We start from the raw sequence: 24,683 nt of genomic DNA, 5'->3' as shown, positions 1-24,683 counted from the left end.
ACAATGAGAGGGGTCACGCCAGCGAGACATCCTTGAGGAAGGCTTCGACGCGTGGGTTATGGCCGTTGCGCAGCACCTGGGGTTTGTCGTCACACACCACGCGGCCCTTCTCCATGAAAACGATCCGGTCGGACACCTTGAAGGCGAAGTTCATTTCGTGGGTGACGATCACCATGGTGATGCCTTCTTGCGCGAGGGCTTCGATGACTTGCAGCACCTCGTTGACCTTTTCCGGGTCCAGCGCCGAGGTCGGCTCGTCGAACAACATGATTTGCGGGCGCATCATCAACGCTCGGGCAATCGCCACGCGTTGCTGTTGGCCACCGGAAAGCTGGCTCGGGTATTTCCAGGCGTGATCGAGCATTCCCACCTTGTGCAGCAGCGCGTAGGCCTCTTGCTTGAGATCGGCCAGCGCGCCCATGCGGTGGTAACGCGGCGCCATAAGGAGGTTGTCGAGCACGTTCAGGTGCGGGAACAGGTTGAAGCTCTGGAACACCATGCCGATGCTCAGGCGGTGCTCGGCGTGTTCGATGTACTCGGCTTTCTGCGCGCCCTGCTTGTTCAGGTGAATGAACGGCTGGCCGTTGATCTGGATGTCGCCGTTGTCGATCTGCTCAAGGCCGTTGAGCAGGCGAATCAGGGTTGTTTTGCCCGAGCCTGACGGCCCGATCACCGACACCACCTCACCCGGTTGAATCTTCAGGCTGACCGCGCCCAACACCTCGACGTTGTTGTAGGCCTTGTGCAAACGGTTGGCCTGCAACGCGGGTGCTTCGACCCCGGCAGGCGCCTGACGCGGCTCGGCCTTGCGCGGTTGCGTGGCCAAGGCCAGTACTTCAGCGTCGGGCTTGCGCGAAACATTGCGCTGGTTGACGTCCAAGTACTTTTCCAGACGCTTGAGCAGGTAATCGAACACCGTGACGATCAGCACGTAGTAGAACGCGACCGCCGCCATGGTCTCCATCACCAGGAAATTCTGCGAGTACAGGCGCTGGCCGACCATGAGGATTTCGGTCAGCGAGATCACCGACACCAGCGAGCTGAGCTTGACGATGGAGATGTATTCGTTGGCCAGCGACGGCAAGGCCACACGCAGCGCCTGAGGAATGACCACCCGCCATTGCGTACCCATGAAGCGCAGGCCCAGCGCACGCGCCGCTTCGGTCTGGCCCTTGTGAATCGACAGCAGGCCGCCGCGATGAATCTCGGCGACGTAAGCGGTTTCGCACATCACCATCGCCAGCAGACCGGCCCAGAATGGGTCGCCCAGCACCACCGAGGCCGCCGGAAACGCCTGCGGCACGTTGTAGACGAAGATCAGCAGCACCAGCAGCGGAATGCTGCGGAACAACCAGATGTAGGCCCGCGCCGGACCGTTCAACACTGGGCGCTTCGACTGCTTGGCCAATGCCACGAAGAAGCCGAACACGATGCTGAGGATCCAAGTGGCAAAACTGAGCTTGATGACGGTCCATGTCGCACGCCAAAACTCGGCGTCGAGAAACAAACCAAACATGTAATTCCAGTCGAAGGTCATCGTCGCCGCGCTCAACTAATCAAATCTGAATGTGCAACCGCGAGAGGCCCGTTCGACCCCATTTCCACGGCTGCACCGTTGAAACGAGATTCGTGGAGAGGGTCGCTCCCGGTCAATTAGGATTAACCGCGCCAGTGAGTAGGCAGAACCGATGCAAGGTCGCGCCGGGCCTGACCCGCACCACAAGAGTGCTCTGGCCGATCCGCAATCCGGCGGGCGCCACATTTCAGTGCGGCGTGTCCGTGGTCGTCCCTGGGTGTGTCCGATGGCTGCAGTCTGCAGGCCCGGTGCGGGCGGTTAAATTCGTTTCTGATTTACGACTGGGGCGAGAAAAACCGAAGCAGCGCTGGCCGCCACAGATGATCAACCGTGGTGCACCGGCGTCACTGCGCCTGGGTGCCCGCCTTGACGGTATGGGGGTCGAAGAAGCTCGGCGCGGCCATGCCTGGGATGTATTGGTCCGAGACGAACATCCGGCAGCGCTCGGTGAAGGCCGACACCACCCGAGACAATTGCGCATTGCTGGCCGTGGCATAGCCCAGTTGCAAAGGGTGAAGGCCGCCTGCCATGCGAATGCGTACAAGGCGTTTACCGTCCTGAGAAATGTTGCCCTTGGGCCGAGCGTTGGCGATGGTGTAACCGATGCCGTTGCCGACCATGGCGCGCACGGTTTCCAGGTTGCTGGAGCGCATCACGATGTTCGGCGTGATGCCCGCGGGTATGAACAGGCTGAGGAAATACTCCCGGCTCCAGGGGATGTCGAGCAGCACCATGGGGTGGTTTTCCAGATCCTGCACACTGACTGCCGGAAGATGGGCCAGCGGGTGATGCTCGCCCACCATGACGTAGGGCGGAAGTTTCGCCAGTGGCTGGAAGTCGATGTCGGGGCTGCTGGCCAGGTCGTACGTCAGTGCGATGTCAATCTCCGAACTGCGCAGCTTTTCCAGCAACTGCTCGTGGTCGCCTTCGACCTGGGAAATGCGCACGCCGGGAAAGGCCCGACCGAAACCGAACACCAGTTCGGGGGTGATCATCGGCGCCAGCGAATGCAGGCAACCGACCCGCAACGGGCCACGCACGGTGTTCAGGGACTCCGAAGCAATGGTGTAGAGGTTGCTCATCTGTTCGAGGATGAGTTTGGCCTCCTGCATCACTTGCCGTCCCACCGCCGTCAGCGAGATGCCCTGGGCGTGATGGCGGACGAACAGCTGAATCCCTAACTCGGCCTCCATATGGGTGATGGCCGCCGAAATCGACGGCGATGACACGTGAATGCGCTCTGACGCTGCGCTGATGCTGCCCGCTTCTCCTGAGGCGACGAAATATTCCAGTTGGCGTTGGGTAATACGACTGAGCATCACGCCCTCCACAGCTTTGGCAGGTGAGCGAACAATTGCGCCCACCTTTTAAATAGCGATCGATGTCGTCGGTTGCAGGGTTCATGCCGGTCAATGGCCGTCATCACACCCCTGCGACGAATTGCCATCATCGGGTTTCGGGCGCCGAAGCAGGGTTCGGTTTTTCCTAAGCTCTACGTTCAAAAAGCAGAATTCCTATACGAGCCCCCCTTGAGCACACTGGCGCCGTGGATGAATGAAGTCGGCAAGGCGCCTGTGCCTTCGACTGCCGTCGGTGCATGGGCATCGACGAAACCGATCAGGGTCGATTCTCTTTAGGAAACTCAAATGGCAGTGGAAACAATCAACACCTTGGTGGTCGGTGCAGGCCAGGCCGGTGTCGCCATGAGCGAACACCTCTCGCTCATGGGCGTGCCGCATGTCGTGCTGGAACGAAACCGCATCGCCGAACGCTGGCGCTCCGAACGCTGGGACTCGCTGGTCGCCAACGGCCCGGCCTGGCATGACCGTTTTCCGAGCCTGAAATTCGAGAACATCTCGCCCGAGGCCTTCCCGCCCAAAGAGCGCATGGCCGACTATTTCGAAGCCTATGTCGACATGCTCAAGGCGCCCGTGCGCACCGGAGTGGAAGTGCTCAAGGTCGAACGTCACAGCGGGCGCCCGGGCTTCAAGGTCACCACTTCCGAGGGCGTGATCGAAGCGCGCAACGTGGTCGCCGCCACCGGTCCGTTCCAGCGTCCGGCCGTGCCGAACATCGTGCCGGAGCACGCCAACGTTCAGCAGCTGCACTCCTCTGCGTACAAGAACCCGAGCCAGTTGGCCGAGGGCGCGGTGCTGGTGATCGGCGCGGGCGCCTCAGGTTCGCAGATCGCCGAAGAACTGCAACGCGCAGGCAAAAAGGTCTATCTGTCGGTGGGCGAACACTACCGCCCGCCCCGCGCCTATCGCGGTCGCGATTACTGCTGGTGGCTGGGCGCGCTGGGCCTGTGGGACGAAGTGCGCATCACCCCGAAAAAGAAACACGTGGCCTTTGCCGTCAGCGGCTATGAAGGCGGCAAGACCGTCGATTTCCGTCGTCTGGCTCATCAGGGCATTACCCTGGTCGGGCTGACCAAGACCTACAACGACGGCGTGATGACCTTCGAACCGGGCCTGGCTGAAAACGTGGCCGAAGGCGATCGCGCCTACTTCGACGTGCTGCGTGATGCTGACGCCTACATCGAACAGAACGGCCTGCCCTTCCCGCCCGAACCCTCGGCGTGGGAGCTGTTGCCCGACCCGGAATGCCTTATCGATCCGCTGCTGAGCCTCGATCTGCAACAGGCCGGTATCACTACGATTCTGTGGGCCACCGGCTTCAAGTTCGACTTCCACTGGTTGCAGGTCAACGCCTTCGATGACAAGGGCGAGCCGTTCCACAAGCGCGGCATCTGCGCTGAAAGCGGGATCTACTTCCTCGGCCTGCCGAACCTGGTCAACCGCGCCTCGTCGTTCATTTATGGCGTGTGGCACGACGCGAAATACATCGCCGACCACATCGTGCTGCAAAACGATTACATGGCGTACGAGCCGTCCTGATCCGGATACGCCCAGGACAGCCCATGGCTGTCCCGGCCTTCGGTTTTTCCTAATCACTACCCCACGCAAATGCTGGTTTATCCCGTCAGGGGCCGGTGTGAAGCTGGGGCAAACATTGTTCAAGAGGCTGTCACCATGCCGACCCACACCCGCATTCGCATGTTCAACACCAAGGAAACCTATCCCAACCAGTCGCTGGACAACGACCTCTGCCAAGCCGTGCGCGCAGGCAACACGGTCTACGTTCGCGGGCAGATTGGCACCGATTTCGCCGGCAATCTTGTGGGCTTGGGCGACCCTCGGGCGCAAGCCGAACAGGCCATGAAAAACGTCAAGCAACTGCTGGAAGAAGCCGGTTCCGACCTCTCCCACATCGTCAAGACCACCACCTACATCATCGACCCACGCTACCGCGAGCCGGTGTACCGCGAAATCGGCAAGTGGCTCAAAGGTGTGTTCCCGATTTCCACCGGCCTGGTGATTTCCGGCCTCGGCCAGCCTGAATGGCTGATGGAAATCGACGTGATTGCGGTCATCCCGGACGACTGGACTGCGGCCTGACCTCAGCGCCTGATCTCGCCCCCCTGCAAGCGGAGTGTCCATGGCCCCCTTCCCGATCAAGCCCATTGAAATCGCCACCGTGACGGCGTCGAGTGCGCCTGTCGCGATTCAACTGGACAAGGTGAGCAAGCGCTTCGGCGATTCGCAGGCCTTGCACGACGTCTCGCTGAAGATTCACCAGGGCGAGTTCGTGACCCTGATCGGGCCTTCAGGCTGTGGCAAGACCACCCTGCTCAATCTGCTGGCAGGTGTCGTCCAGTCCGATCAGGGTGAAATCCTGATCGACGGCCAACAGGTGGGCGGAACCTCCTCGTCAGCGTGCGAGGTCAGCCTGGTGAGCGAAAGTGCTTCGCTGGCCCGGGCGCTGTCTCATCGTCCCTACGTTCTGCTGCTCGACGAGCCTTTTTCGGGGCTGGAAAAAACGTTGCGCCTGGCCATGCAGGCCGAACTCAAAGACCTTCAACGCAGGCTGGACGTGACCACGGTGCTGGTGACCCACGACCAGAGCGAAGCGCTGAGCCTGAGCGACCGCCTGGTGGTCATGTGTGCCGGACGCGTGCATCAAATCGGCCCGCCCGACGCGATCTATCGTCATCCGCAAGATCCGTTCGTGGCCCGCTTCGTCGGTGACGTCAACGTGCTGCCGGGGCGTTACCTGAGCCGTGACGAGCGTGCCGTCGTGGCATTGGGCGGGACTGTCTTGCGCATGCCCAGTGATCGGGTCCAGGCCGAGATCGGCGCGCGCGTGGACGTCTATTTGCGCCCGGAGCATATCCAGCTTGAAGCCTTGGGACCTGACATCCGCCTCAGTGCAACCGTCGTTGCGCATGTCTTCCAAGGCGACCATACCGACGTTCACCTCGACGCACCGGCGCTGGGCCCTGATCGCCTGCGAGTTCGACTCCCCGGTGCCGAAGCCCTGACCCGTTGGCCCGTGGGCGCGGTCGCCGGGCTGCACATCGACAGCGACGACATCTGCGCCTTCGCCAGCGAACTGTAACGTCAGCCGCAGGCGCCACCTCCTATCTGATTTCGAGACTGTCATGACCGCTTTATTCCGCGTTAACGCTCTGCCCGACACGACCCTTGCGATCATCGCTCGTCAACCCGGCGGCCCCGATGTATTGCAGTGCGTCGAGCGCCCGATGCCCATGCCGCAATCCGGTGAAGTGCTCATACGGGTCGACGCTGCGGGCGTCAATCGCCCGGACCTGATGCAACGCAGCGGCATGCCCTTGCCCTGTGGCGTAACTGACGTGCTGGGCCTTGAAGCGGCGGGTGTCGTGGTGGCCGTGGGCGAAGGTGTCAACGCGTTTTCCGTCGGCGACCGGATCATGGCGCTGCTCAATGGCGGGGGCTATGCGCAGTATTGCGTGGCACTGGCCGATCACTGCTTGCCAGTGCCTGCCGGACTGTCACTGGCGGACGCTGCCGGGGTGCCGGAAGCCGCGTTTACCGTGTGGCATAACCTGTTCGAACTGGGCCGCCTCAACGCCGGGGACGTGGTGCTGATCCATGGCGCGGCCAGCGGTGTCGGCAGCTTTGCCGTGCAGTGCGCCCACGCCGCCGGTGCACGGGTCATCGCCACGGCGGGCGGCGCGGAAAAGGTCGCGCTGCTGGAGCGTCTTGGGGTCTGGCGTGCGATCGATCGCCATCAGGAAGACTTCGTGGCGGTGGTCGCCCAGTGCACCGAGGGGCGCGGCGTGGACGTGGTGCTGGACAACGTCGGCGGCCCTTATGTGGCGCGCAATCTGGAAGCGCTGGCGTACGGCGGCCGTCACGTCAGCCTGTCGTTTCTGCAAGGGGCGAAGATCGAGCTGGACTTGCAGACCGTGATGCGCAAAAGCCTGACACTCACCTCTTCCACCCTTCGCCCCAAAAGCCGCGAAGAGAAGGCTCGTCTGGCGGCGTGCCTTCGCGAGCATCTGCTGCCTTGGCTGGCGAACGCGCAGGTACGACCGCTGATTCATGCCCGCTTGCCCCTGAGCGAAGCCGCCGACGCCCATCGTCTGCTGGAAAGCAACGCCAATCTGGGCAAGGTGCTGTTGATCATGGGGGCGGCATGATGGAAACCTTCAAGCTGTATTACGCATCAACCTCGCCTTACGTGCGCAAAGTGATGGTCGTCGCGCACTGCCTCGGACTGGCCGAGCGAATCGAAAAGCTCGACTCCGCTGCCCACCCGGTCAAACGCGACGAACGCATCGCCCGCTTCAATCCGCTGGCCAAGGTGCCTGCGCTGCAAACGCCTGAAGGTTTGGCGCTGTTCGACAGCCGGGTGATCTGCGAGTACCTCGACACGGCTTCCGGTGGCACGTTGTTCCCGCGTGAAGGCGAACGACGTTGGGTCAGTCTGGTGCGTCAGGCGCTGGGCGACGGCCTGCTGGACGCCGCGATGCTGGCCCGCTACGAAGCCGTGGCGCGCCCCGTCGACAAACAGTGGGATGACTGGACCGATGGGCAATTGACCAAGATTTACGCTGTGCTGGCTGATGTTGAACGGCAGGCAGCGACCTTCAGCGTCCAGCCCGACGACATCGGGCTGATCACCCTCGGCTGCGCGCTGGGCTATCTGGATTTTCGCTTCGCCCACCTCGACTGGCGCGCCGATCACCCGGCCTTAGCGGCCTGGTTCGCGATGTTCGATCAACACCCGGCGATGCTCGCCACCCGCCCCTTTGCATGACACTCAGGAGTCAACCATGCCGCGCACGGTCTTTTTTCTGAACGGCCCCAACGCCAACCTCTATGGGCTGGACAAGAACGGTACTTATGGCAGCGAGAGCTTCGCCAGCATCGAAACGGGTTGTCAGGCCCACGCCACCGAACTGGGGCTGTCGCTGGAGTTTCGCCAGAGCAACCACGAAGGCGTGCTGGTGGACTGGATTCAGGAGGCGCGCCTGCGGGCCGATGCGCTGATCATCAACGCCGCGGGCCTGAGTTACAGCTCGGTGCCGATCCTCGATGCACTGCTGGCCTTCGACGGCCCGATCATCGAAGCGCACATGAGCAACATCTGGAAGCGTGAGAGCTTTCGGCATCACTCGTATGTGTCCAAGGCAGCCACCGGGGTGATTGCCGGATTGGGTGCGCGGGGTTATCGGCTGGCGTTGACGGCGGTGGCGCAGATGCTGGAAGAGGCTGAGGAGGTCAAATCTCAGGCGTCGTGACCGGTGCCTGAGCGGCTTCGGCTTCCATCTTCGCCCGATCGGCTTTGCTGATGTATTTGGGTTTGTTGCTCTTCGGCGCCAGTTTGGCGTTGGCCTTTTTGGCATGAGCCTTGAGCAGTTGGACGATTTTCTTGCGACGGTTCATGGTTTTTACTCGTCTTAAACGTTAAATGCAGACCCAGAGATGAGCGCGCCCTGTAGGAGCGAATTCATTCTGGGCGGCATTCCGACGAGGGGCCGGGACATTCGATACACATGCATCGACCGAACGATTGCATTGCGAATGAATTCGCTCCCACAGGGCCCCTGCTATGCCACCCAACTACAGGATTGCCTTCGCCCGCGCCGCATGCAGCTTCTTGTAGCTTTCAATCAAACGCAGGTGACGGTCCAGCCCTTCGAGCTTCATGCTGGTCGGCGTCAGGCCGTAGAAACGCACGCTGCCTTCCACCGAACCGATCGCCGCGTCCATGCGCTCGTTACCGAACATGCGACGGAAATTGACTTCGTAATCGGCCAGTTCCAGGTCCTCGTCCAGCTGCATTTCCAACACCACGTTCACCGCCTGATAGAACAGGCCGCGCTCGACGGTGTTGTCGTTGTACTGCAAGAACGCCTCCACCAGATCCTTGGCTTTCTCGTACTTCTGCAAGGCGAGGTAGATCAGCAGCTTGAGTTCCAGAATCGTCAACTGGCCCCACGCGGTGTTGTCGTCGAACTCGATGCCGATCAACGTGGTGATGTCGGTGTAATCGTCCAGTTCGCTGGCTTCCAGACCTTGCACCAGGTTTCTGAGGCCGACCTTGCTCAGGCTGTGCAGGTTCAGAATATCGGCGCGGAACTGCAAGGCCTTGTTGGTGTTGTCCCAGATCAGGTCTTCGACTGGATAGATCTCCGAATAACCCGGCACCAGAATCCGGCAGGCGTTGGCGCCCAGGTCGTCGTACACGGCCATGTACGCTTCTTTGCCCATGTCTTCGAGGATGCCGAACAGGGTTGCGGCCTCTTGAGCGTTGGCGTCTTCACCTTCGCTTGAGAAATCCCACTCCACGAACTCATAGTCAGCCGCTGCGCTGAAGAAGCGCCATGACACCACGCCGCTGGAGTCGATGAAGTGCTCGACGAAGTTGTTCGGCTCGATCACCGCCTGACCTTCGAAAGTCGGCTGCGGCAGGTCGTTCAGGCCTTCAAAACTACGACCTTGCAGCAACTCGGTGAGGCTGCGCTCCAGCGCCACTTCGAAGCTCGGGTGGGCGCCGAACGAGGCGAACACGCCTCCCGTGCGCGGGTTCATCAGGGTCACGCACATGACCGGGAATTCGCCCCCCAGCGAGGCATCTTTCACCAGCACCGGGAAGCCCTGCTCTTCCAGCCCCTGAATCCCGGCGAGGATGCCCGGGTACTTGGCGATCACGTCTTGCGGCACGTCCGGCAACGCAATTTCGCCTTCCAGAATCTCGCGCTTGACCGCCCGCTCGAAAATCTCCGACAGGCACTGCACCTGCGCTTCGGCCAGGGTGTTGCCCGCGCTCATGCCGTTGCTCAGGTACAGGTTTTCGATCAGGTTGGACGGGAAATACACCGTCTCACCGTCCGACTGACGCACGAAGGGCAACGACACGATGCCGCGCTGGGTGTTGCCGGAGTTCGTGTCGTACAGGTGCGAACCGCGCAGCTCGCCGTCGCGGTTGAAGATCTTCAGGCAATAGTCGTCGAGGATCTCGCTGGGCAGCTCGTCATTCGGGCCCGGCTTGAACCAGCGCTCATTGGGGTAATGCACAAACTCGGCAGTGGCGACGTCTTCGCCCCAGAACTGGTCGTTGTAGAAGAAATTGCAGTTCAGCCGCTCGATGAATTCGCCCAGCGCCGAGGCCAGCGCGCTTTCCTTGGTCGAGCCCTTGCCGTTGGTGAAGCACATGGGTGAATGGGCGTCGCGAATGTGCAGCGACCAGACGTTGGGCACGATGTTGCGCCAGGAGGCGATTTCGATCTTCATGCCCAAGTCCGCCAGCAGGCCGGACATATTGGCGATGGTCTGCTCCAGCGGCAGGTCTTTACCGAGGATGTAGGTGTTGGCGCCGTCCACCGAGTCGGGCATCAACAGCGCCTGGGCGTCGGCATCAAGGTTTTCGACTTCTTCGATGACGAACTCAGGGCCGGCCTGCACCACTTTCTTCACGGTGCAACGATTGATCGAACGCAGGATGCCCTGACGGTCCTTCTCGGAAATGTCGGCGGGCAGCTCGACCTGAATCTTGAAAATCTGGTTGTAGCGGTTTTCCGGGTCAACGATGTTGTTCTGCGACAGCCGGATGTTTTCGGTCGGGATGTTGCGCGTCTGGCAGTACAGTTTGACGAAGTACGCCGCACACAAGGCCGACGACGCCAGGAAGTAGTCGAACGGCCCCGGCGCCGAACCATCACCCTTGTAACGGACGGGCTGATCGGCGATCACCGTGAAGTCGTCGAACTTGGCTTCAAGTCGCAGGTTGTCGAGAAAGTTGACCTTGATTTCCATGGGGGTACCGGCAGCGAGAAAAACGAATGGCGGCCATTATCCGGTTTTTCAGCGGAAAGTCTCGCGAGGCCGACAGAGTCACCCGATCGGCCAGTCCCCCCTTGCGCTCGCCTCAGTCGCCGAGCGAGGCCATGAAATCGGTCGATGGCACGAAGAACAACCCGCCGCTGACGGCCTTGCTGAAATCCAGCAAGCGGTCGTAATTGCCGGCCGGACGGCCGACGAACATGTTTTCAAGCATCTGCTCCAGCGGCTCGGGGGAGCGCGCGTAACCGATGAAATAAGTGCCGAACTCCCGTGCTCCCGGTCGGCCGAACGGCATGTTATGGCGCAGGATCTTCACTTCCTTGCCGTCCTTTTCGATGACGGTCAGAGCGCTGTGGGAATTGCTCGGTTTGACCTCGTCGTCCAGCTCGATGTCCGAGAGTTTCTTGCGGCCGATGACCAGCTCTTGCTGTTCAACGGTCAAGCGGTTCCAGGCGGCCATGTCGTGCAGGTACTTCTGCACGATCACATAGCTGCCACCGGCGAACGCCGGGTCTTCATCACCCACAATCGTGGCATCGACGGCGCGCTTGCCTTCCGGGTTCTCAGTGCCGTCGACGAAACCGATGATGGCGCGCATGTCGAAGTTGCGAAAACCATGGACCTCCTCGACCACCGTGACCGCATCGCCCAATGGCTCCAGCAACTGGGTCGCCAGTTCGAAACACAGGTCCATACGCTCGGCCCGGATGTGCATCAGAATGTCACCGGGAGTGGCCACCGCGCGCCGCTCCTCAGGGCCGAATTCGCGGAAATTGTGCAGCGCTGCCGGGCGCGTGGTGCCAAACAGCGAATCCCAGGCGTTGAAGCTGAAACCGCAGATGCAGGACAGATTGCCGTCGGGAATCCGCTTGCCCACCGAGCGCACCAGACCGGCAATGTCACCGCACCATGCGCGGACCTTTTCGGCAGCTTCAGCACCGGGAGCGATGGTCGCCACCATGAAAATCGCGCTGCGGGTGATCGGCGTGTCAATGCCCTGGGCGTATGGGGTGTCGTTCATCATGAAGCGGATTGATCCTTCATTTGTATTTTGATTCTGGTCACGATCAGTGTGGGAGCCGGCCGGGCGGCTCCCACACGTTCTGTGTTGACCAGGAATACCGGGGGTGAATCAGCGAATATCCGCCGCCGAATGCCGCTCCGGCACCTGTTTGTCCTCATCGCCCCAGGTGCGGTTGACCCGCAGCCCGCGCACGACTGCCGGACGGTTGGCGATTTCTTCGGCCCAGCGCTGCACATGGGTGTAGCTCTTGGCATCGAGGAACTCGGCCGAATTGTACACGGTGCCCCGCACCACCTGACCGTACCAGGACCACACCGCGATATCCGCGATGGTATAGCTGTCGCCTGCCAGATACGGGCTTTCGGCCAGACGACGGTCCAGCACGTCAAGCTGACGCTTGGCTTCCATGGTGAAGCGGTTGATGGCGTACTCGAACTTCTCCGGAGCGTACACGTAGAAGTGGCCGAAACCACCGCCCAGGTATGGCGCCGAGCCCATTTGCCAGAACAGCCAGTTCAGGGTTTCGGTGCGGCCCGCCGGGTCGGTCGGCAGCAGCGCGCCAAATTTCTCGGCAAGGTACAGCAGGATCGAACCGGATTCGAATACGCGAATCGGTGGCTCTACACTGCGGTCCACCAATGCCGGGATCTTGGAGTTGGGGTTGATGTCGACGAAACCGCTGGAGAACTGGTCGCCTTCGCCGATGCGAATCAGCCAGGCGTCGTATTCGGCGTCGGTCTTGCCCAGCGCCAGCAGCTCTTCGAGCATGATGGTGACTTTCACACCGTTGGGGGTCGCCAACGAATAGAGTTGCAGCGGCTGCTTGCCCACGGGCAGGGTTTTCTCATGGGTCGGGCCTGCCACCGGGCGGTTGATGCTGGCGAACTGGCCACCGGAGGCTGCTTCGTTTTTCCAGACCTTCGGCGGAACGTATGCTTCTTTCGACATGAAACAAACCTCTAGAGTGAGTCACTGATGGTGATTCATGGCGCGCGGCCGTGTCGTGCCGCGGGCCATGACGGGACCTGCGTGATATCAGAACGGTTCAGGGTATGCGGTTACCTTGGGGCGGCTCAACCACATTTCAATTGCAGAGAAGACCATGCACCCTCCCTTTTCCGGCGCCAAGATCGCCTTGCTGTGCGACGACCAGGGGCTGATTTACCAGCGCGACGACACACCGACCATTCCCTGGCCGGGCCTGTGGGACCTGCCCGGCGGTGGCCGCGAAGGCGATGAAACGCCCGCGCAATGCGCCCTGCGGGAAACCCATGAAGAATTCGGCCTGACCTTGGACCCGGCGTGGATCGTTTGCCAGCGGGTCTACGTCGGTCAGGGCATGAACGGGCTGGACACCTGGTTTCTGGTGGCCGACGTGCCGTCCGGGACGTTCGATCAGGTGGTGTTCGGCGATGAGGGGCAGCGCTGGCAGGTCAGCACGGTCAAGGCGTTTCTGGCCATGGACGACGCCATCCCGCGCCTGCAAGACCGGCTGCGTGAGTGGCTGACGTCCAGATCCGCTAGCTGAGCGGGGGCCGTGCCTCACGGACGAACAGCGCCGCCAGTTCCTCCGCTGGCAGCGCTCGGCTGAAGTGAAAGCCCTGCACTTCATCGCAGGGATGGCGTTGCAGGCACTCCAGTTGGGCCTGGGTTTCCACGCCCTCGGCGGTGACCGTCATGCCCAGCGAGCGCCCCAGATCGATCATCGCCTGCACGATGGCCTGATCGTTACCGCGCTCGGTCATGTTGGAAATGAAGCTGCGGTCGATCTTGATCCCGTCCAGCGGGTATTTGCGCAGATACGCCAGCGACGAAAAACCGGTGCCGAAATCGTCCAGACTCAAACGCACGCCCAGCGTTCGCAACGCCGTCAACGCCGACACGGCGCCCTGAGCGTGATCGAGCAGCACGCGCTCGGTGATTTCCAGCTCAAGGCGTCTGGCAGGCAGGCCGCTGCTGTGCAAGGCCTGCGCGACCACCGCCACAATGTCTTCATTTTCCGCCAGTTGCCCCGGTGAGAGGTTGACCGACAGGCCCACATCGTCTGGCCAGTTCATGGCTTCACGGCAAGCGGTCTCCAGCACCCAGCGCCCCAGCGGCTGGATAAGCCCGGTGTCCTCGGCCAGCGTGATGAACGTGTCCGGCGGCAACAGGCCGCGCTGCGGGTGTTGCCAGCGCACCAGCGCTTCGAAACTGCGCAGCGCGCCGCCGACGGTGGCGTAACGGGGCTGGTAATGCAGGCGCAACTGGTCGTGCAGCAAGGCCGCGCGCAGCTCGTGCTCCAGTTGCCGACGGGCCAGCAACTGAGTCTTCATGCTGTCGGCGTAAAAACGCCAGGTATTACGACCGGCCGCCTTGGCCTGATACAGCGCGATATCGCCCATGCTCAGCAAGTCGGCGGCGCTGTTGCCGTGGATCGGCGCCTGCGCGATGCCGATGCTGGTGCCGATGAAGACCGTCTGCCCCTCGACCTCGATGGGCCGACAGATGTCCGCGATCAGGCCATTGCACAACCCCACCACATCCTGCTCTCCGACCTCGCCCACCAGCACCACGATGAACTCGTCGCCGCCTAGCCGCGCCACCATGTCGCCGTCCTGCACATGGGTCTTCAGGCGTTGCGCCACGGTGTGCAGCACCTGATCGCCAATGGCGTGGCCCAGCGCGTCGTTGATCGGTTTGAAGCGGTCCAGGTCCAGGCTCAATACCGTCAACGGCCAGGTCACCGGACGGCCCAGGTGCTCGTCGAGAAACTGATGCAGACGAAAGCGGTTGGATAGGCCGGTCAGCGAGTCATGCAACGACAACTGGCGAAAACGCTGTTCGCTGCCGCTCAACTCCTGCTGGCTGGTATGCAAGGCCTGAAACTGAGCGTCGATCTGCCGCGCCAGCGTCAAGGCATAACGCACCAGCATGGCCAACACGATGGCCAGCACCAGTACGCCTGAGATGAACAGCGGCAAGGTCTGTTTGAGCAAGGCCATGCCCGGTGTCGGCGGCATCCAGCTCAGCTGAATCTTCGAACCCAGTAGCGGCATGGTGTCGTAGCCGGGCTGCGGGCCTTGATACACGGCAATGTTCGGCAAGCCGTAGGTGTCGCTCAGATGAATGAGCTTGGCGGGGTCGAGAATCGTGACGAACATCATCACCGAGGCAGGGCCAGGCACAGGCTGAATGAGCGGATCGGTCTCGGGGCTGATGGTCGCCGCCGCCACCAGCGCTGGAACGCCCGCGACTTTGAAGGCGCGTACCAGGCCATCATTTTCCAGCGTCGATTGCCGCGCGTCGCTGATCAGGGCGTCCAGATCGCCTTCCAGCCAGTCGCTGGCCTGAATCATCGAAGGCTTGCCGTCGATCACCGCGTAGCTGGTCCGGTCCTGCGCGTCGATGACCAACACACCGTTGTAGCCGTACAACTCGTAGGGAATGGGGCCTACATTGCGCTGCTCGTCCGCCCAGACCTTGTCCACCGTCATGTGCAGGTGTTTATAGGCCTCGCCCCATTTGGCGTAGTTGATGATGTTGCGCCCCACCTCGTTGCGCACCTGCTCCAGCGTCCGCGCGATGAAAATGCGCGATCGCTGCTGAACGTCCCGGTCCTGATTCAACGCGTTCTGCACCAGCAGATAGCCGCTCAGGCCGATCAGCAACAGCAGCGCGCAAATCGCCGGAGAAAGGCGCAGGATCAACTGACGACTGCGTCGGGTCGCGGCCCAGTCGGCGAGGTTGGGTTTGAACATCAAGACACCTGATTGCGTCGGTAACAACAGCGGGTCGCAACGACCGATGATTGCGAATGGCTATCCTAACCGTCTGTTTATTCAGGGGCCAGCGATCATTCGGCGATTCCCGCCGGGCCGACCAGCTCTAGCCTGCACGCATCGAGAGCGCCTCCCACCTGCGTTTTCAGCACGTCGATGAAACGCTTGATCTTCGCATCGACAAACTGCCGGGAGGTGTACACCGCATACACATTACGCGCTTCGGTGAAGTAACCCGGCAACACCCGCACCAGCCGCCCGGCGCGCAGGTCATCGATGGCCGCGAACCCGGCCAGCAGACCGATTCCCGCGCCCTCGCGCAGCGCCACGGCCATGGCCTCCATGTCGTTGACGCTCAGGTGCGCACCTGTGGGACGAAAGCTCGACGCCCCCGTCTTGCTGAACAACTGCCATTCATCGGGGGTGTAATCCACCGTGCCCAGCCGCACGCACAGGTGATCGGCCAGTTCCTCGGGGGTCGACGGCGCGGGATGCTGCGCCAGGTAATCGGGGGATGCCGCCAGTACGCAGTGGCTGATGCCGATTTTCTGGCTGACGTACGCCGAGTCCGGCAGCGTGCGGGCGATCAGCACCGACACGTCGAGCTGGTCTTCCAGCAGGTTGGGCATGCGCTGAGACAACAGCAACTCCACGGTCACTTCGGGAAACTCGGCACGAAACGCCAGAATCGCCTGGGTCACCAGATGCCGCGCCAAGCCCGGCACACAGTGCACGCGCAAAGTGCCGCGTGGGGCGAGCAAGGTGTCTCGGGCCTCGGCCTCGGCGTTTTCCAGGTCCGCCAGAATCGAGGTGCAGCGCTCATAAAAGCGCCGACCGGCGTCGGTCACGCTCAAACGCCGCGTGCTGCGGTGCAGCAGCTTGGTGTTGAGCAGCTCTTCGAGGGTCGACACCGCCCGCGACACGTTGCCCACGGTGGAGTCCAGGTGATTGGCCACAGCGGTGAAGCTGCCCATTTCCACGACTTTGGCGAACACCGACATGTTGGAGAGTTTGTCCATGCATCCTTCCGGGGGCGCGTTGATCAGGGCGCCCATGATCCATGGCCCATTGGCATCGGGCAATCGCTATCCCGCCGATTCTCCCCCTGTGCACAACATTGATTGCCATTTGCACGGCTAAATCATCGAAGCCGGTCTCCATAGACTTCATCGCAACCGGTGTTAAGCAAAGTGGCTAAGCAACGTGGCTAAGCCCCGCACTTGACGCCAAAAGCCCTGCAAGTCCGAACGAAAGGTGACCCCATGAACGCTTCCTACGATTCGCTCTCCCTGTTCATCAACGGCCAATGGCTGTCCGCCGAAGGACGCGCCACCGCCACCGTGATCAACCCGGCCACCCAACAACCGCTGGGGCAAGTGCCACTGGCCAGCGAGGCCGATCTGGATCAGGCACTTGAAGTGTCCCGCCACGCCTTCGACGTCTGGCGCCACACCGTTCCCGCGGAGCGCGCCCGTGTTCTCAAGCGCGCTGCCGATCTGATCCGCGAACGCTCGGCGCATATCGCCACACAAATGACCCTCGAAGAAGGCAAGCCGCTGGCTGAAAGCCGCGATGAGGTGCTGCGTGCTGCCGAATACTTCGAATGGTTCGCCGAAAGCGCCCGCCGCATCGACGGCCGCGTGGTGCCGTCCAACCGACCCGGCGTGCTGCAACTGGTCAAGCGTCAGCCGATTGGCCCGGTGGCCGCGTTTACCCCTTGGAACTTCCCGGCCATCACCCCGGCCCGCAAACTCTCCGCCGCGCTGGCCGCCGGTTGCAGCGTGATCATCAAACCGGGTGAAGAAAGCCCTTCCACCGCACTGGCCCTGGCCCGCGCACTGGATGACGCAGGCCTGCCAAAAGGCGTGTTGCAAGTGGTGTTTGGCGTGCCGGATCAGGTCTCGAAACACCTGATCGCCTCGCCGATCATTCGCAAAGTGACGTTCACCGGATCGGTGCCCATTGGCCGCCTGCTGTCGGCCCGCGCCGCCGAAGGCGTCAAGCCGATCACGCTGGAGCTGGGCGGCCATGGCCCGGTGCTGGTGTTCAACGACGCTGACGTGGAAAAGGCCGCGGTGGAAGGCGTTGCCAACCGCTTCCGGGGCACCGGTCAGGTGTGCATTTCCTCCACCCGCTTCCTGATTCAACGGGCGGTGTACGACACCTTCGTCGAGCACTTCGTCGAGGCCACACTCGCCCTGAAAATCGGCAACGGCCTGGACGCCGGGGTGCAAGTCGGCCCGCTGGCCAACCCTCGGCAACTGGCCAAGATGGAAGAACTGGTGGCCGACGCCGTGGCCTGTGGAGCGCGGGTGCTGGCCGGTGGCAAACGCATCGAGGGTGACGGCTTCTTCTTCGAGCCAACGGTGCTGGCCGATGTGCCGATGAACGCGCGTGTCATGCATGAAGAACCCTTCGGCCCGATTGCCGTGCTGATGCCGTTCGACACACTGGCCGGTGGCCTGGCCGAAGCCAATCGCCTGCCCTACGGCCTCTCCGCCTACGCCTTCACCTCAAGCGCACGCACCGCCATCGACGTGGCCGACGGGCTGGAAGCCGGAATGATCGGCATCAACCAATACCGCATCGTCGCCACCGAACTGCCCTTTGGCGGCATGAAGGAAAGCGGCCACGGCTCCGAGGGCGGTGTCGAAGGCATCGAGCATTACTTGACGAACAAATTCATCAGCCAGATCTGATCCCCCCTTTTTTGGAGAACACCCCATGAAAGCCATTACTTTCAAAGCGTTTGGCGATGCCGATGTCTTGACCCTCAACGAAGTGCCTGCGCCTGAAGTTCGCGCTGCCGACCTGTTGGTTCGGGTGTACGCGGCAGGCGTAAACCGCGCCGACCTCACCCACCGCACCGGCGGCTACGGCTGGCCGGACTTCGGTGACTCAACGATCATCGGTCTGGAAATCGCCGGGGAAGTGATCGCCAAGGGCAACGACGTCACCGGCTACGAGGTCGGCGACCGGGTCATGGGCGTGGTCGGCGGCGGTGCCTACGCCGAGGTGGCGCGGATCGACTACCGCATGGCGATGCCGATTCCCGATCAACTGGATTACGTGCACGCGGCGGCCATTCCTGAAGTGTTCGTCACCGCCCATGAAGCGATGATGCACCTGGGCCGCCTCTCGGCCGGCGACTCGGTGTTGATCCACGCAGCCGCAGGCGGCGTGGGTTCGGCGGCGGTGCAACTGGCCCGGGCGACTGGGGCGCTGGTCTTCGCCACCACCGAAGCGAGCAAGCGAGAGAAAGTCTCACGACTGGGCGCTGACGTGGTGATCGACTACAAGACGGAAGACTTCGCCCAGGTCATCGCCGACAAGACCGAAGGCCGGGGGGTGGATGTGTTGGTCGACTTTGTCGGCGAACCCTACTTCGCCCGCAATTTTGCCTCGCTGGCCAAGGGTGGGCGACTGATTCAGGTGGGGATTCTGGGCGGTGGCGGCCCGGTGACGGTGGCACTGGAACAGATCCTGTATCGCCACGTGCAAATCATCGGCACGGTCATGAAGTCCCGTCCTCAGGCCGAAAAGCACCAGATGATCAAGCGCTTTAGCGAGCACTGGCTGGAACATTTCAACGGCAGCGCGACGTTGTTGCCGGTGGTCGACAGCACCTTCGCCCTCTCGCACGCGGCGGATGCCCATCGGCGGATGGAGTCGTCAGCGAATGTCGGGAAAATCATTCTGACGATGGCGGATGGGGATCTCGTTTGATCAGCCAGCGCTCAGGCGTCTAACGAATCCCCAACCGCCGGGCCAATCGACTGAGGTTGGCCCGGTCCAGATTCAACTCCCGGGCCACGTCGGCCCATTTGCCCTGATGCCGACTCAAGGCATCGATGATCACGCCCTTCTGAAATCCGTCGACCGCTTCCTTCAGTCCTTCGCCCGGCTGGATCACGGAAGGAGACACCACCGCGACAGGCTCATGCCGCTCAGGGGTCGACGCGTTCTCATCGATCCCCAACGCCCCCGGTTCGATGGTCAGGATCTTCGGCCTCTCGGCCTGGGACAAGGCCTTGAGCACTGCACGGCTGATCAAATGCTCCAACTCACGCACATTCCCCGGCCAGGCATAACCCAGCAGTACCTTCTGCGCCTCCAGGCTCATGCGCAAGCTGCGCAGCCCCATCCGTGCACGGTTTTCTTCAAGGAAATAACCGGCCAACAGCAGCACGTCCTTGCCCCGCTCACGCAGCGGCGGCACCACCAGCGGATACACACTCAGGCGATGATAAAGGTCGGCGCGAAAGCGTCCGGCGCGCACCTCCTCCGCCAGATCACGATTGGTCGCAGCGATGATGCGCACGTCCACGCGGTGCTCCTGATCGGAACCGACCCGCTGCAACTGTCCGCTCTGCAACACCCGCAGCAGTTTCGACTGCACCGGCAGCGGCAGTTCACCCACTTCATCGAGGAAGATCGTGCCGCCGTCGGCCAGTTCGAACTTGCCACTGCGCCCGCTCACAGCCCCCGAAAACGCACCTTTGACGTGGCCGAACAGCTCACTCTCCACCAGCAACTCCGGCAACGCCGCACAATTGAGGCTGATCAACGGCTTTTGCGCCCGGGGCGACTGCATATGAATGGCCTCGGCGACGAGTTCCTTGCCCACCCCGGTTTCGCCAGTGATCAACACCGTTAGCGGGCTGTTGCCCACCAGTTGAATCTCCTGCTGCAAACGCCGATGCACGGCACTCTGACCAATCAACTCCCGAGGCCCGCGCCCGCCGGCTGCACGCTTGTAGACTTCCGCCAGTTGCCGCTGATCTTCGAAGCTGCGGGCCAGATGGTTGATCCGGTCGCTGGCCATGACGGTGGCCGCCGCCAGGCTGGCGAAGGCCTGCAGGTTGCCCAGGTCGACGCTGCCGAAGCGCGACGGGTCCAGCGAATCGAGGGTGATGACGCCCCAGAGCGTGTCTTGCACGTAGAGCGGACAGCCGAGGCAATCGTGTACTTCCAGATGACCGTGAACCTCATCCACCAGACCGTCGTAAGGGTCCGGCAGCTCGCAATCGGTGGAAAACCGCGTCGGCTCGCGGTTCTGCACAATGATGTCCAATCGCGGATGCTCGCCCAGCCTGAAACGACGCCCCAAGGTATCCGGGCTGAGGCCTTCGACCGAGAGCGGCACCAGCACATCGTCTTCCAGCCTGAGCAACGCCACCGCATCGCAGGGCAGCAACTGGCGCAGGGAACGCAACAGGCGCCGATAGCGCTCATCGTCCGGAAGGTCGCGGGAAAGGTCGGCCACCAGTGGCACCAGCGCCAAGAGCAAAGGGTGGGTCATGGAGGCTCCTGGTCCGTGAAAAGTGGTCATTATGACCACACATCAGGCGCAAGTGACAGCCTGCGCGTCAATGAAAGACCGCACAAAAACCGTCGCGCCAATTTTCGGTTCACGCCCCATCGCCAATTAACCGACAGCGGAATGTTTCAACCCTGAAACGGCGCACTTAAAAGTGCGCGCTTAGTTGCCTTGAAACTTCTGACGCCAACACGCCGACGGCATTGACCACGGCGTTTAATTTAAATGAAGTTGTGAAAATTTTATTTTGTTTATAGTCGAGTGGTCCCCGAAAGGAGCACTCGATATGGCAAGAATTCAGGGAAGAGTTCTCGAAACATTCCCCCCTCTGGTCGTGGATCTGGATGGCACGCTGTTGCGTTCGGACCTGCTGATGGAAACCGCCATGGCCTTCGTCAGAAGCAAGCCATTGCAGGTCTTCAAAATGCTGGGCTGGCTGCTCAAGGGCAAGGCCGCACTCAAGGAAGGTCTGGCGCAGGAGACCGAGATAGATGTCTCGGTACTGCCTTACGACCCGCAGATCATCGAGATGATCCAGGCCGAGAAAGCCAGTGGTCGGCTGATCGTACTGGCCACGGCCAGCCATGTCAGCCTGGCCGAACGCATTGCCGAACACTTGCAGTTATTCGACCTGGTGCTGGCCTCCAATGCCAATCGCAACTTGTCCGGTAATAACAAGCGCGACCTGTTAGTGGCCCACTACGGCGAAGGCGGTTTCGACTATATCGGCAACTCAACGGATGATTTACCGATCTGGAAAGTGTCGCGACAGGCTTATGTCGTGAATCCTGATTCGGGTGTCGAATCCCGGGTGCAGGCCCTCCGCCAGGTCGAGCCGACGATCCGCACCAACACCTCAAGTTTCCGCGACTGGCGCAAGGCCTTGCGCATGCACCAGTGGTTGAAAAACGCGCTGATTTTCGTGCCACTGCTGGCGTCTCATCGTTTCGTGCAAGTGGACTTGCTGCGCGACGGGGTATTCGCGTTCTTCTGCTTCGGCCTGTGCGCCTCCAGCGTCTACATCCTCAATGACCTGCTGGATCTCTGCGACGACCGCCACCACAAAAGCAAATGCCATCGACCGTTCGCCAGCGGACGCCTGTCGATCAAGGCCGGGCTGATTCTGGTGCCAACGCTGCTGTTCACCGCCTTCGGCGCGGCCCTCCTTTTATTACCCTGGCAATTCTCGGCGGTCATGGCGGCCTATTACGGCCTGACCCTCGCCTACTCGCTGCAACTCAAGCGGCTGATGGCCTGGGACGTGATCGCCCTGGCCATGCTCTACACCGCTCGCATCATCGCCGGGGTCGCCGCGTTCAACCTGACGCTGACGTTCTGGATTCTCGCCTTCTCGATGTTCATCTTCCTCAGCCTGGCCATGGTCAAGCGCTACGCCGAACTGCGCGACGCCCGCGCCCGGGAGGTGAACACCTTCGCCCGAGGGCGCGGCTATTACCCCGGCGATCTGGACATGATCGCCTCGTTGGGCGCCTCGTCCGGGTATCTGGCGGTGATGGTGCTGGCGCTGTACATCCAGGACGCCAAAACCACCGCGCTGTACGTCACGCCCCATGTGATCTGGCTGGCCTGCCCGCTGATGCTGTTCTGGGTCACCCGCGTGTGGATGCTCACCCACCGCGGGCAGATGAACGAAGACCCGGTGGTGTTCGCCATCCGCGATCGCACCAGCCAGTTGATCGGCGCGATTTTCCTGCTGATGTTCTGGATCGCCGCATGAGCACGCCGTTGTATTCCTGGGGACGGTTTCCTCATACCCCGCAGCGCGGTCATCGCTGCGTCTGGCTCGACGAGCTGCCCGCCCATCTGGATCGGGTGATCGACGCGCACCACAGCAGCCTGCCCTACGGCAACGGCCGCAGCTACGGCGACAGTTGCCTGGCAGCGAGCGATCAGGTGCTGCACATGCGCTCGCTGGATCGGCTGATCGAGGCCGACTGGGACAACGGCGTGCTCAAGGTCGAAGCCGGTATTACCCTGGCCGAGGTGCTGACCATCACGATTCCGCGCGGCTGGTTTCTGCCGGTAACGCCAGGCACGCAATTCGCCACGGTGGGCGGTGCCATCGCCAATGACGTGCACGGCAAGAACCACCACGTGCGGGGCACCTTCGGCCGCCATGTCCGCAGCTTCGGCCTGTTGCGCCATGGCCAGCCAGAGATCACCTGCTCGCCCAGCGTCAACGCCTCACTGTTTTGCGCGAGCATTGGCGGCCTCGGTCTGACCGGGATCATCCATTGGGCGCAGATTCAGTTGATGCCGATCCGCACCAGCCAGATCGACACCACGACCGTGCGCTTCGCGAACCTCGCGGAGTTTTTCGCACTGGCGGACGAACTCGATGAGCAGCATGAATACAGCGTGGCCTGGGTCGACTGCCTGGCCAAAGGCGCTGACACCGGTCGCGGCGTGTTCATCGTTGGCGACCACGCACAGTACGGCTCGCTCGATATCGGTCATCGTGCGAGGCTGAGCGTGCCGGTCACGCCACCGGTGTCGCTGATCAACAAGCTCTCTCTCAGTGCCTTCAACAGCCTGTACTGGCGCGTGCACCCGCGCCAGCGCACGAAAGGCCGCAGCGCCTATGAACCCTTCTTCTACCCACTCGACCGCATTCTGCACTGGAACCGCATCTACGGGCGGCGCGGTTTCCAGCAGTACCAGTGCGTGATTCCCAGCGCCAACGCCGAAGCGGCGATGGGTGAGCTACTACGGGCCATTGCCGAGGCCGGGCAAGGCTCTTTTCTGGCGGTGCTCAAGCGTTGCGGCGATGTGCGCTCGCCGGGCCTGTTGTCATTCCCGATGCCGGGCACCTCGCTGGCGCTGGACTTCGCGCAAAGCGAACACCTGGAAAACATCGTGTTTCCCCGGCTGGACGACATCGTTCGTGCTGCGGGGGGCCGCCTGTATCCGGCCAAGGATGCCCATATGAGCGGCGCCGACTTTCGTCAGGCCTACCCTGACTGGGAGCGACTGGAAGCGCTGCGCGATCCCTCTCTGATGTCCCGTTTCTGGAGCCGCGTGCTGTCATGACTACTCCCAGCGTAAAAAAAGTGCTGATCATCGGCGCGACTTCCGCCATCGCCACCGCCTGCGCCCGTCTGTGGGCCAGCGAAGGCAGTGATTTCTTCCTCGTGGGGCGCAACGTCGACAAGCTTCAGCAGACCGCCGCCGACCTCAAGGCCCGGGGCGCGAAAAACGTGACGTTGCATGAAATGGACGCCAACGACATCGACGCCCACCCGCTGATGCTCGGTCGCTGCCTGACCGCATTGGGCCAGATCGACATCGCCCTGATTGCCCACGGCACCCTGCCCGACCAGAAAGCCTGCGAGCGCGACGTGCACGTGGCCCTGCGCGAGTTCGCCAACAACGGCACCTCGGTGATCGCCCTGCTGACGCTTCTCGCCGGACAATTCGAAACCCAGCGTTGCGGCAGCCTGGCGATCATTTCGTCGGTGGCGGCGGATCGCGGTCGACCCTCGAATTACCTGTACGGCAGCGCCAAGGCAGCAGTCTCGACCTATTGCGAAGGCTTGCAGGCGCGGCTGTTCAAAGTCGGCGTGCACGTCACCACCATCAAACCGGGCTTCGTTGACACGCCGATGACCCAAGGCCTGTCGCTGCCCGCCGCACTGCTGGCGCAACCGGCGCAGGTCGCGCAACGCATCGTCAAAGGCATCGCGCAGAAGGTTCCGACCCTCTACGCGCCGGGCTTCTGGGGCCTGATCATGTTGATCATCCGCGCCATCCCGCAGCCCGTGTTCAAGAGGCTGAACCTGTGAATCCCGCCTTGAATGAACCGGTGCTG

21 protein-coding genes are annotated in these 24,683 nt (G+C 62.0%); 12 read left to right on the top strand and 9 right to left on the bottom strand.

Translation table 11 applies throughout. The features are described 5' to 3' along the window. Positions 1-13: 13 nt before the first annotated feature. Positions 14-1,537 carry an amino acid ABC transporter permease/ATP-binding protein gene (locus ACI2KB_RS11535; protein WP_404634527.1) on the bottom strand — a complete coding sequence of 508 codons (1,524 nt, stop codon included), beginning with the start codon at positions 1,535-1,537 and terminating at the stop codon, positions 14-16. Between the two features lie 383 nt (positions 1,538-1,920). Further along, complete coding sequence (locus ACI2KB_RS11530) at positions 1,921-2,895, bottom strand: LysR family transcriptional regulator (protein ID WP_404634525.1); 975 nt, start codon at positions 2,893-2,895, stop codon at positions 1,921-1,923. Positions 2,896-3,222: 327 nt separating this feature from the next. Here ACI2KB_RS11530 and ACI2KB_RS11525 point away from each other — a divergent pair, with 327 nt between their 5' ends. The 6 genes from ACI2KB_RS11525 (at position 3,223) to ACI2KB_RS11500 (ending at position 8,204) form a co-directional block, all read left to right on the top strand. Continuing rightward, positions 3,223-4,473 (top strand): flavin-containing monooxygenase, encoded by a 1,251-nt coding sequence (locus tag ACI2KB_RS11525; RefSeq protein WP_404634523.1) that lies wholly within the window; start codon positions 3,223-3,225, stop codon positions 4,471-4,473. Between the two features lie 135 nt (positions 4,474-4,608). Further along, complete coding sequence (locus ACI2KB_RS11520) at positions 4,609-5,034, top strand: RidA family protein (RefSeq protein ID WP_404634521.1); 426 nt, start codon at positions 4,609-4,611, stop codon at positions 5,032-5,034. 40 nt (positions 5,035-5,074) lie between these two features. Further along, positions 5,075-6,034: an ABC transporter ATP-binding protein gene (locus ACI2KB_RS11515; protein ID WP_404634519.1), complete on the top strand. Its 960-nt coding sequence runs from the start codon at positions 5,075-5,077 to the stop codon at positions 6,032-6,034. A 43-nt stretch (positions 6,035-6,077) separates the two neighbouring features. After that, positions 6,078-7,100 carry an NAD(P)H-quinone oxidoreductase gene (locus ACI2KB_RS11510; RefSeq protein ID WP_404634517.1) on the top strand — a complete coding sequence of 341 codons (1,023 nt, stop codon included), beginning with the start codon at positions 6,078-6,080 and terminating at the stop codon, positions 7,098-7,100. Beyond that, positions 7,097-7,720 (top strand): glutathione S-transferase, encoded by a 624-nt coding sequence (locus ACI2KB_RS11505; protein WP_404634515.1) that lies wholly within the window; start codon positions 7,097-7,099, stop codon positions 7,718-7,720. The genes ACI2KB_RS11510 and ACI2KB_RS11505 overlap by 4 nt, the downstream gene beginning before the upstream one ends. Positions 7,721-7,736: 16 nt before the next feature. Then, positions 7,737-8,204 carry a type II 3-dehydroquinate dehydratase gene (locus tag ACI2KB_RS11500; RefSeq protein WP_404634513.1) on the top strand — a complete coding sequence of 156 codons (468 nt, stop codon included), beginning with the start codon at positions 7,737-7,739 and terminating at the stop codon, positions 8,202-8,204. Here the strand turns inward: ACI2KB_RS11500 and ACI2KB_RS11495 are convergent. The 4 genes from ACI2KB_RS11495 to yghU all read right to left on the bottom strand — a co-directional run bounded on the left by ACI2KB_RS11495 (position 8,185) and on the right by yghU (position 12,721). Beyond that, positions 8,185-8,349: a DUF2986 domain-containing protein gene (locus ACI2KB_RS11495; protein WP_404634511.1), complete on the bottom strand. Its 165-nt coding sequence runs from the start codon at positions 8,347-8,349 to the stop codon at positions 8,185-8,187. The two genes, ACI2KB_RS11500 and ACI2KB_RS11495, sit on opposite strands and share 20 nt — an antisense overlap. A gap of 177 nt (positions 8,350-8,526) precedes the next feature. Beyond that, positions 8,527-10,722, bottom strand: a complete 2,196-nt coding sequence (locus tag ACI2KB_RS11490) for an OsmC domain/YcaO domain-containing protein (protein ID WP_404634509.1) — start codon at positions 10,720-10,722, stop codon at positions 8,527-8,529. A gap of 112 nt (positions 10,723-10,834) precedes the next feature. Next, entirely contained in the window at positions 10,835-11,773 is a 939-nt protein-coding gene (locus tag ACI2KB_RS11485) for a Dyp-type peroxidase (RefSeq protein ID WP_404634507.1), read from the bottom strand. A gap of 108 nt (positions 11,774-11,881) precedes the next feature. Then, positions 11,882-12,721, bottom strand: coding sequence for a glutathione-dependent disulfide-bond oxidoreductase (yghU, locus tag ACI2KB_RS11480; RefSeq protein ID WP_404634505.1), 840 nt, complete (start codon positions 12,719-12,721; stop codon positions 11,882-11,884). Between the two features lie 154 nt (positions 12,722-12,875). Between yghU and ACI2KB_RS11475 the strand changes: the two genes are divergently transcribed. Next, positions 12,876-13,301: an NUDIX hydrolase gene (locus tag ACI2KB_RS11475; RefSeq protein WP_404634503.1), complete on the top strand. Its 426-nt coding sequence runs from the start codon at positions 12,876-12,878 to the stop codon at positions 13,299-13,301. On the opposite strand, the gene ACI2KB_RS11470 is transcribed toward ACI2KB_RS11475, so the two are convergent. Continuing rightward, positions 13,294-15,513: an EAL domain-containing protein gene (locus ACI2KB_RS11470; protein WP_404634501.1), complete on the bottom strand. Its 2,220-nt coding sequence runs from the start codon at positions 15,511-15,513 to the stop codon at positions 13,294-13,296. The genes ACI2KB_RS11475 and ACI2KB_RS11470 overlap by 8 nt on opposite strands. A 95-nt stretch (positions 15,514-15,608) precedes the next feature. Beyond that, complete coding sequence (locus ACI2KB_RS11465) at positions 15,609-16,553, bottom strand: LysR family transcriptional regulator (protein WP_404634499.1); 945 nt, start codon at positions 16,551-16,553, stop codon at positions 15,609-15,611. A gap of 243 nt (positions 16,554-16,796) precedes the next feature. On the opposite strand from ACI2KB_RS11465, the gene ACI2KB_RS11460 reads away from it, so the two are divergent. Beyond that, the gene (locus ACI2KB_RS11460) at positions 16,797-18,233 is read left to right on the top strand and encodes an NAD-dependent succinate-semialdehyde dehydrogenase (RefSeq protein WP_404634497.1); all 1,437 of its coding nucleotides are present in this window, start codon (positions 16,797-16,799) and stop codon (positions 18,231-18,233) included. Positions 18,234-18,258: 25 nt separating this feature from the next. Beyond that, positions 18,259-19,260: an NAD(P)H-quinone oxidoreductase gene (locus tag ACI2KB_RS11455; RefSeq protein ID WP_404634495.1), complete on the top strand. Its 1,002-nt coding sequence runs from the start codon at positions 18,259-18,261 to the stop codon at positions 19,258-19,260. A 19-nt stretch (positions 19,261-19,279) separates the two neighbouring features. Here the strand turns inward: ACI2KB_RS11455 and norR are convergent, their stop codons facing one another. Continuing rightward, on the bottom strand, positions 19,280-20,836 hold the full coding sequence (gene norR, locus ACI2KB_RS11450; RefSeq protein WP_404634493.1) for a nitric oxide reductase transcriptional regulator NorR: 1,557 nt from the start codon (positions 20,834-20,836) through the stop codon (positions 19,280-19,282). A 304-nt stretch (positions 20,837-21,140) separates the two neighbouring features. On the opposite strand from norR, the gene ACI2KB_RS11445 reads away from it, so the two are divergent. Genes ACI2KB_RS11445 through ACI2KB_RS11435 form a run of 3 tightly spaced genes read left to right on the top strand, consistent with a single transcriptional unit; the run spans position 21,141 to position 24,657 of the window. After that, positions 21,141-22,592 (top strand): UbiA family prenyltransferase, encoded by a 1,452-nt coding sequence (locus tag ACI2KB_RS11445; RefSeq protein ID WP_404634491.1) that lies wholly within the window; start codon positions 21,141-21,143, stop codon positions 22,590-22,592. Then, positions 22,589-23,905: an FAD-dependent oxidoreductase gene (locus tag ACI2KB_RS11440; protein ID WP_404634489.1), complete on the top strand. Its 1,317-nt coding sequence runs from the start codon at positions 22,589-22,591 to the stop codon at positions 23,903-23,905. The genes ACI2KB_RS11445 and ACI2KB_RS11440 overlap by 4 nt, the downstream gene beginning before the upstream one ends. Beyond that, on the top strand, positions 23,902-24,657 hold the full coding sequence (locus ACI2KB_RS11435; RefSeq protein WP_404634487.1) for an SDR family oxidoreductase: 756 nt from the start codon (positions 23,902-23,904) through the stop codon (positions 24,655-24,657). Before ACI2KB_RS11440 ends, ACI2KB_RS11435 begins: the two co-directional genes overlap by 4 nt. Positions 24,658-24,683 lie beyond the last annotated feature (26 nt).

Source organism: Pseudomonas sp. NPDC088444 (genome assembly GCF_044900175.1).
Lineage (GTDB): Bacteria > Pseudomonadota > Gammaproteobacteria > Pseudomonadales > Pseudomonadaceae > Aquipseudomonas.
Note: the sequence above shows the minus strand (reverse complement) of the source record. Positions and strands in the feature narration are given on the sequence as shown.

Coding starts and splice junctions, on each gene's coding strand:
- ACI2KB_RS11535 (WP_404634527.1), bottom strand. CDS start 1,537: ATGACCTTCGACTGGAATTACATGTTTGGTTTGTTTCTCGACGCCGAG.
- ACI2KB_RS11530 (WP_404634525.1), bottom strand. CDS start 2,895: ATGCTCAGTCGTATTACCCAACGCCAACTGGAATATTTCGTCGCCTCA.
- ACI2KB_RS11525 (WP_404634523.1), top strand. CDS start 3,223: ATGGCAGTGGAAACAATCAACACCTTGGTGGTCGGTGCAGGCCAGGCC.
- ACI2KB_RS11520 (WP_404634521.1), top strand. CDS start 4,609: ATGCCGACCCACACCCGCATTCGCATGTTCAACACCAAGGAAACCTAT.
- ACI2KB_RS11515 (WP_404634519.1), top strand. CDS start 5,075: ATGGCCCCCTTCCCGATCAAGCCCATTGAAATCGCCACCGTGACGGCG.
- ACI2KB_RS11510 (WP_404634517.1), top strand. CDS start 6,078: ATGACCGCTTTATTCCGCGTTAACGCTCTGCCCGACACGACCCTTGCG.
- ACI2KB_RS11505 (WP_404634515.1), top strand. CDS start 7,097: ATGATGGAAACCTTCAAGCTGTATTACGCATCAACCTCGCCTTACGTG.
- ACI2KB_RS11500 (WP_404634513.1), top strand. CDS start 7,737: ATGCCGCGCACGGTCTTTTTTCTGAACGGCCCCAACGCCAACCTCTAT.
- ACI2KB_RS11495 (WP_404634511.1), bottom strand. CDS start 8,349: ATGAACCGTCGCAAGAAAATCGTCCAACTGCTCAAGGCTCATGCCAAA.
- ACI2KB_RS11490 (WP_404634509.1), bottom strand. CDS start 10,722: ATGGAAATCAAGGTCAACTTTCTCGACAACCTGCGACTTGAAGCCAAG.
- ACI2KB_RS11485 (WP_404634507.1), bottom strand. CDS start 11,773: ATGATGAACGACACCCCATACGCCCAGGGCATTGACACGCCGATCACC.
- yghU (WP_404634505.1), bottom strand. CDS start 12,721: ATGTCGAAAGAAGCATACGTTCCGCCGAAGGTCTGGAAAAACGAAGCA.
- ACI2KB_RS11475 (WP_404634503.1), top strand. CDS start 12,876: ATGCACCCTCCCTTTTCCGGCGCCAAGATCGCCTTGCTGTGCGACGAC.
- ACI2KB_RS11470 (WP_404634501.1), bottom strand. CDS start 15,513: ATGTTCAAACCCAACCTCGCCGACTGGGCCGCGACCCGACGCAGTCGT.
- ACI2KB_RS11465 (WP_404634499.1), bottom strand. CDS start 16,553: ATGGACAAACTCTCCAACATGTCGGTGTTCGCCAAAGTCGTGGAAATG.
- ACI2KB_RS11460 (WP_404634497.1), top strand. CDS start 16,797: ATGAACGCTTCCTACGATTCGCTCTCCCTGTTCATCAACGGCCAATGG.
- ACI2KB_RS11455 (WP_404634495.1), top strand. CDS start 18,259: ATGAAAGCCATTACTTTCAAAGCGTTTGGCGATGCCGATGTCTTGACC.
- norR (WP_404634493.1), bottom strand. CDS start 20,836: ATGACCCACCCTTTGCTCTTGGCGCTGGTGCCACTGGTGGCCGACCTT.
- ACI2KB_RS11445 (WP_404634491.1), top strand. CDS start 21,141: ATGGCAAGAATTCAGGGAAGAGTTCTCGAAACATTCCCCCCTCTGGTC.
- ACI2KB_RS11440 (WP_404634489.1), top strand. CDS start 22,589: ATGAGCACGCCGTTGTATTCCTGGGGACGGTTTCCTCATACCCCGCAG.
- ACI2KB_RS11435 (WP_404634487.1), top strand. CDS start 23,902: ATGACTACTCCCAGCGTAAAAAAAGTGCTGATCATCGGCGCGACTTCC.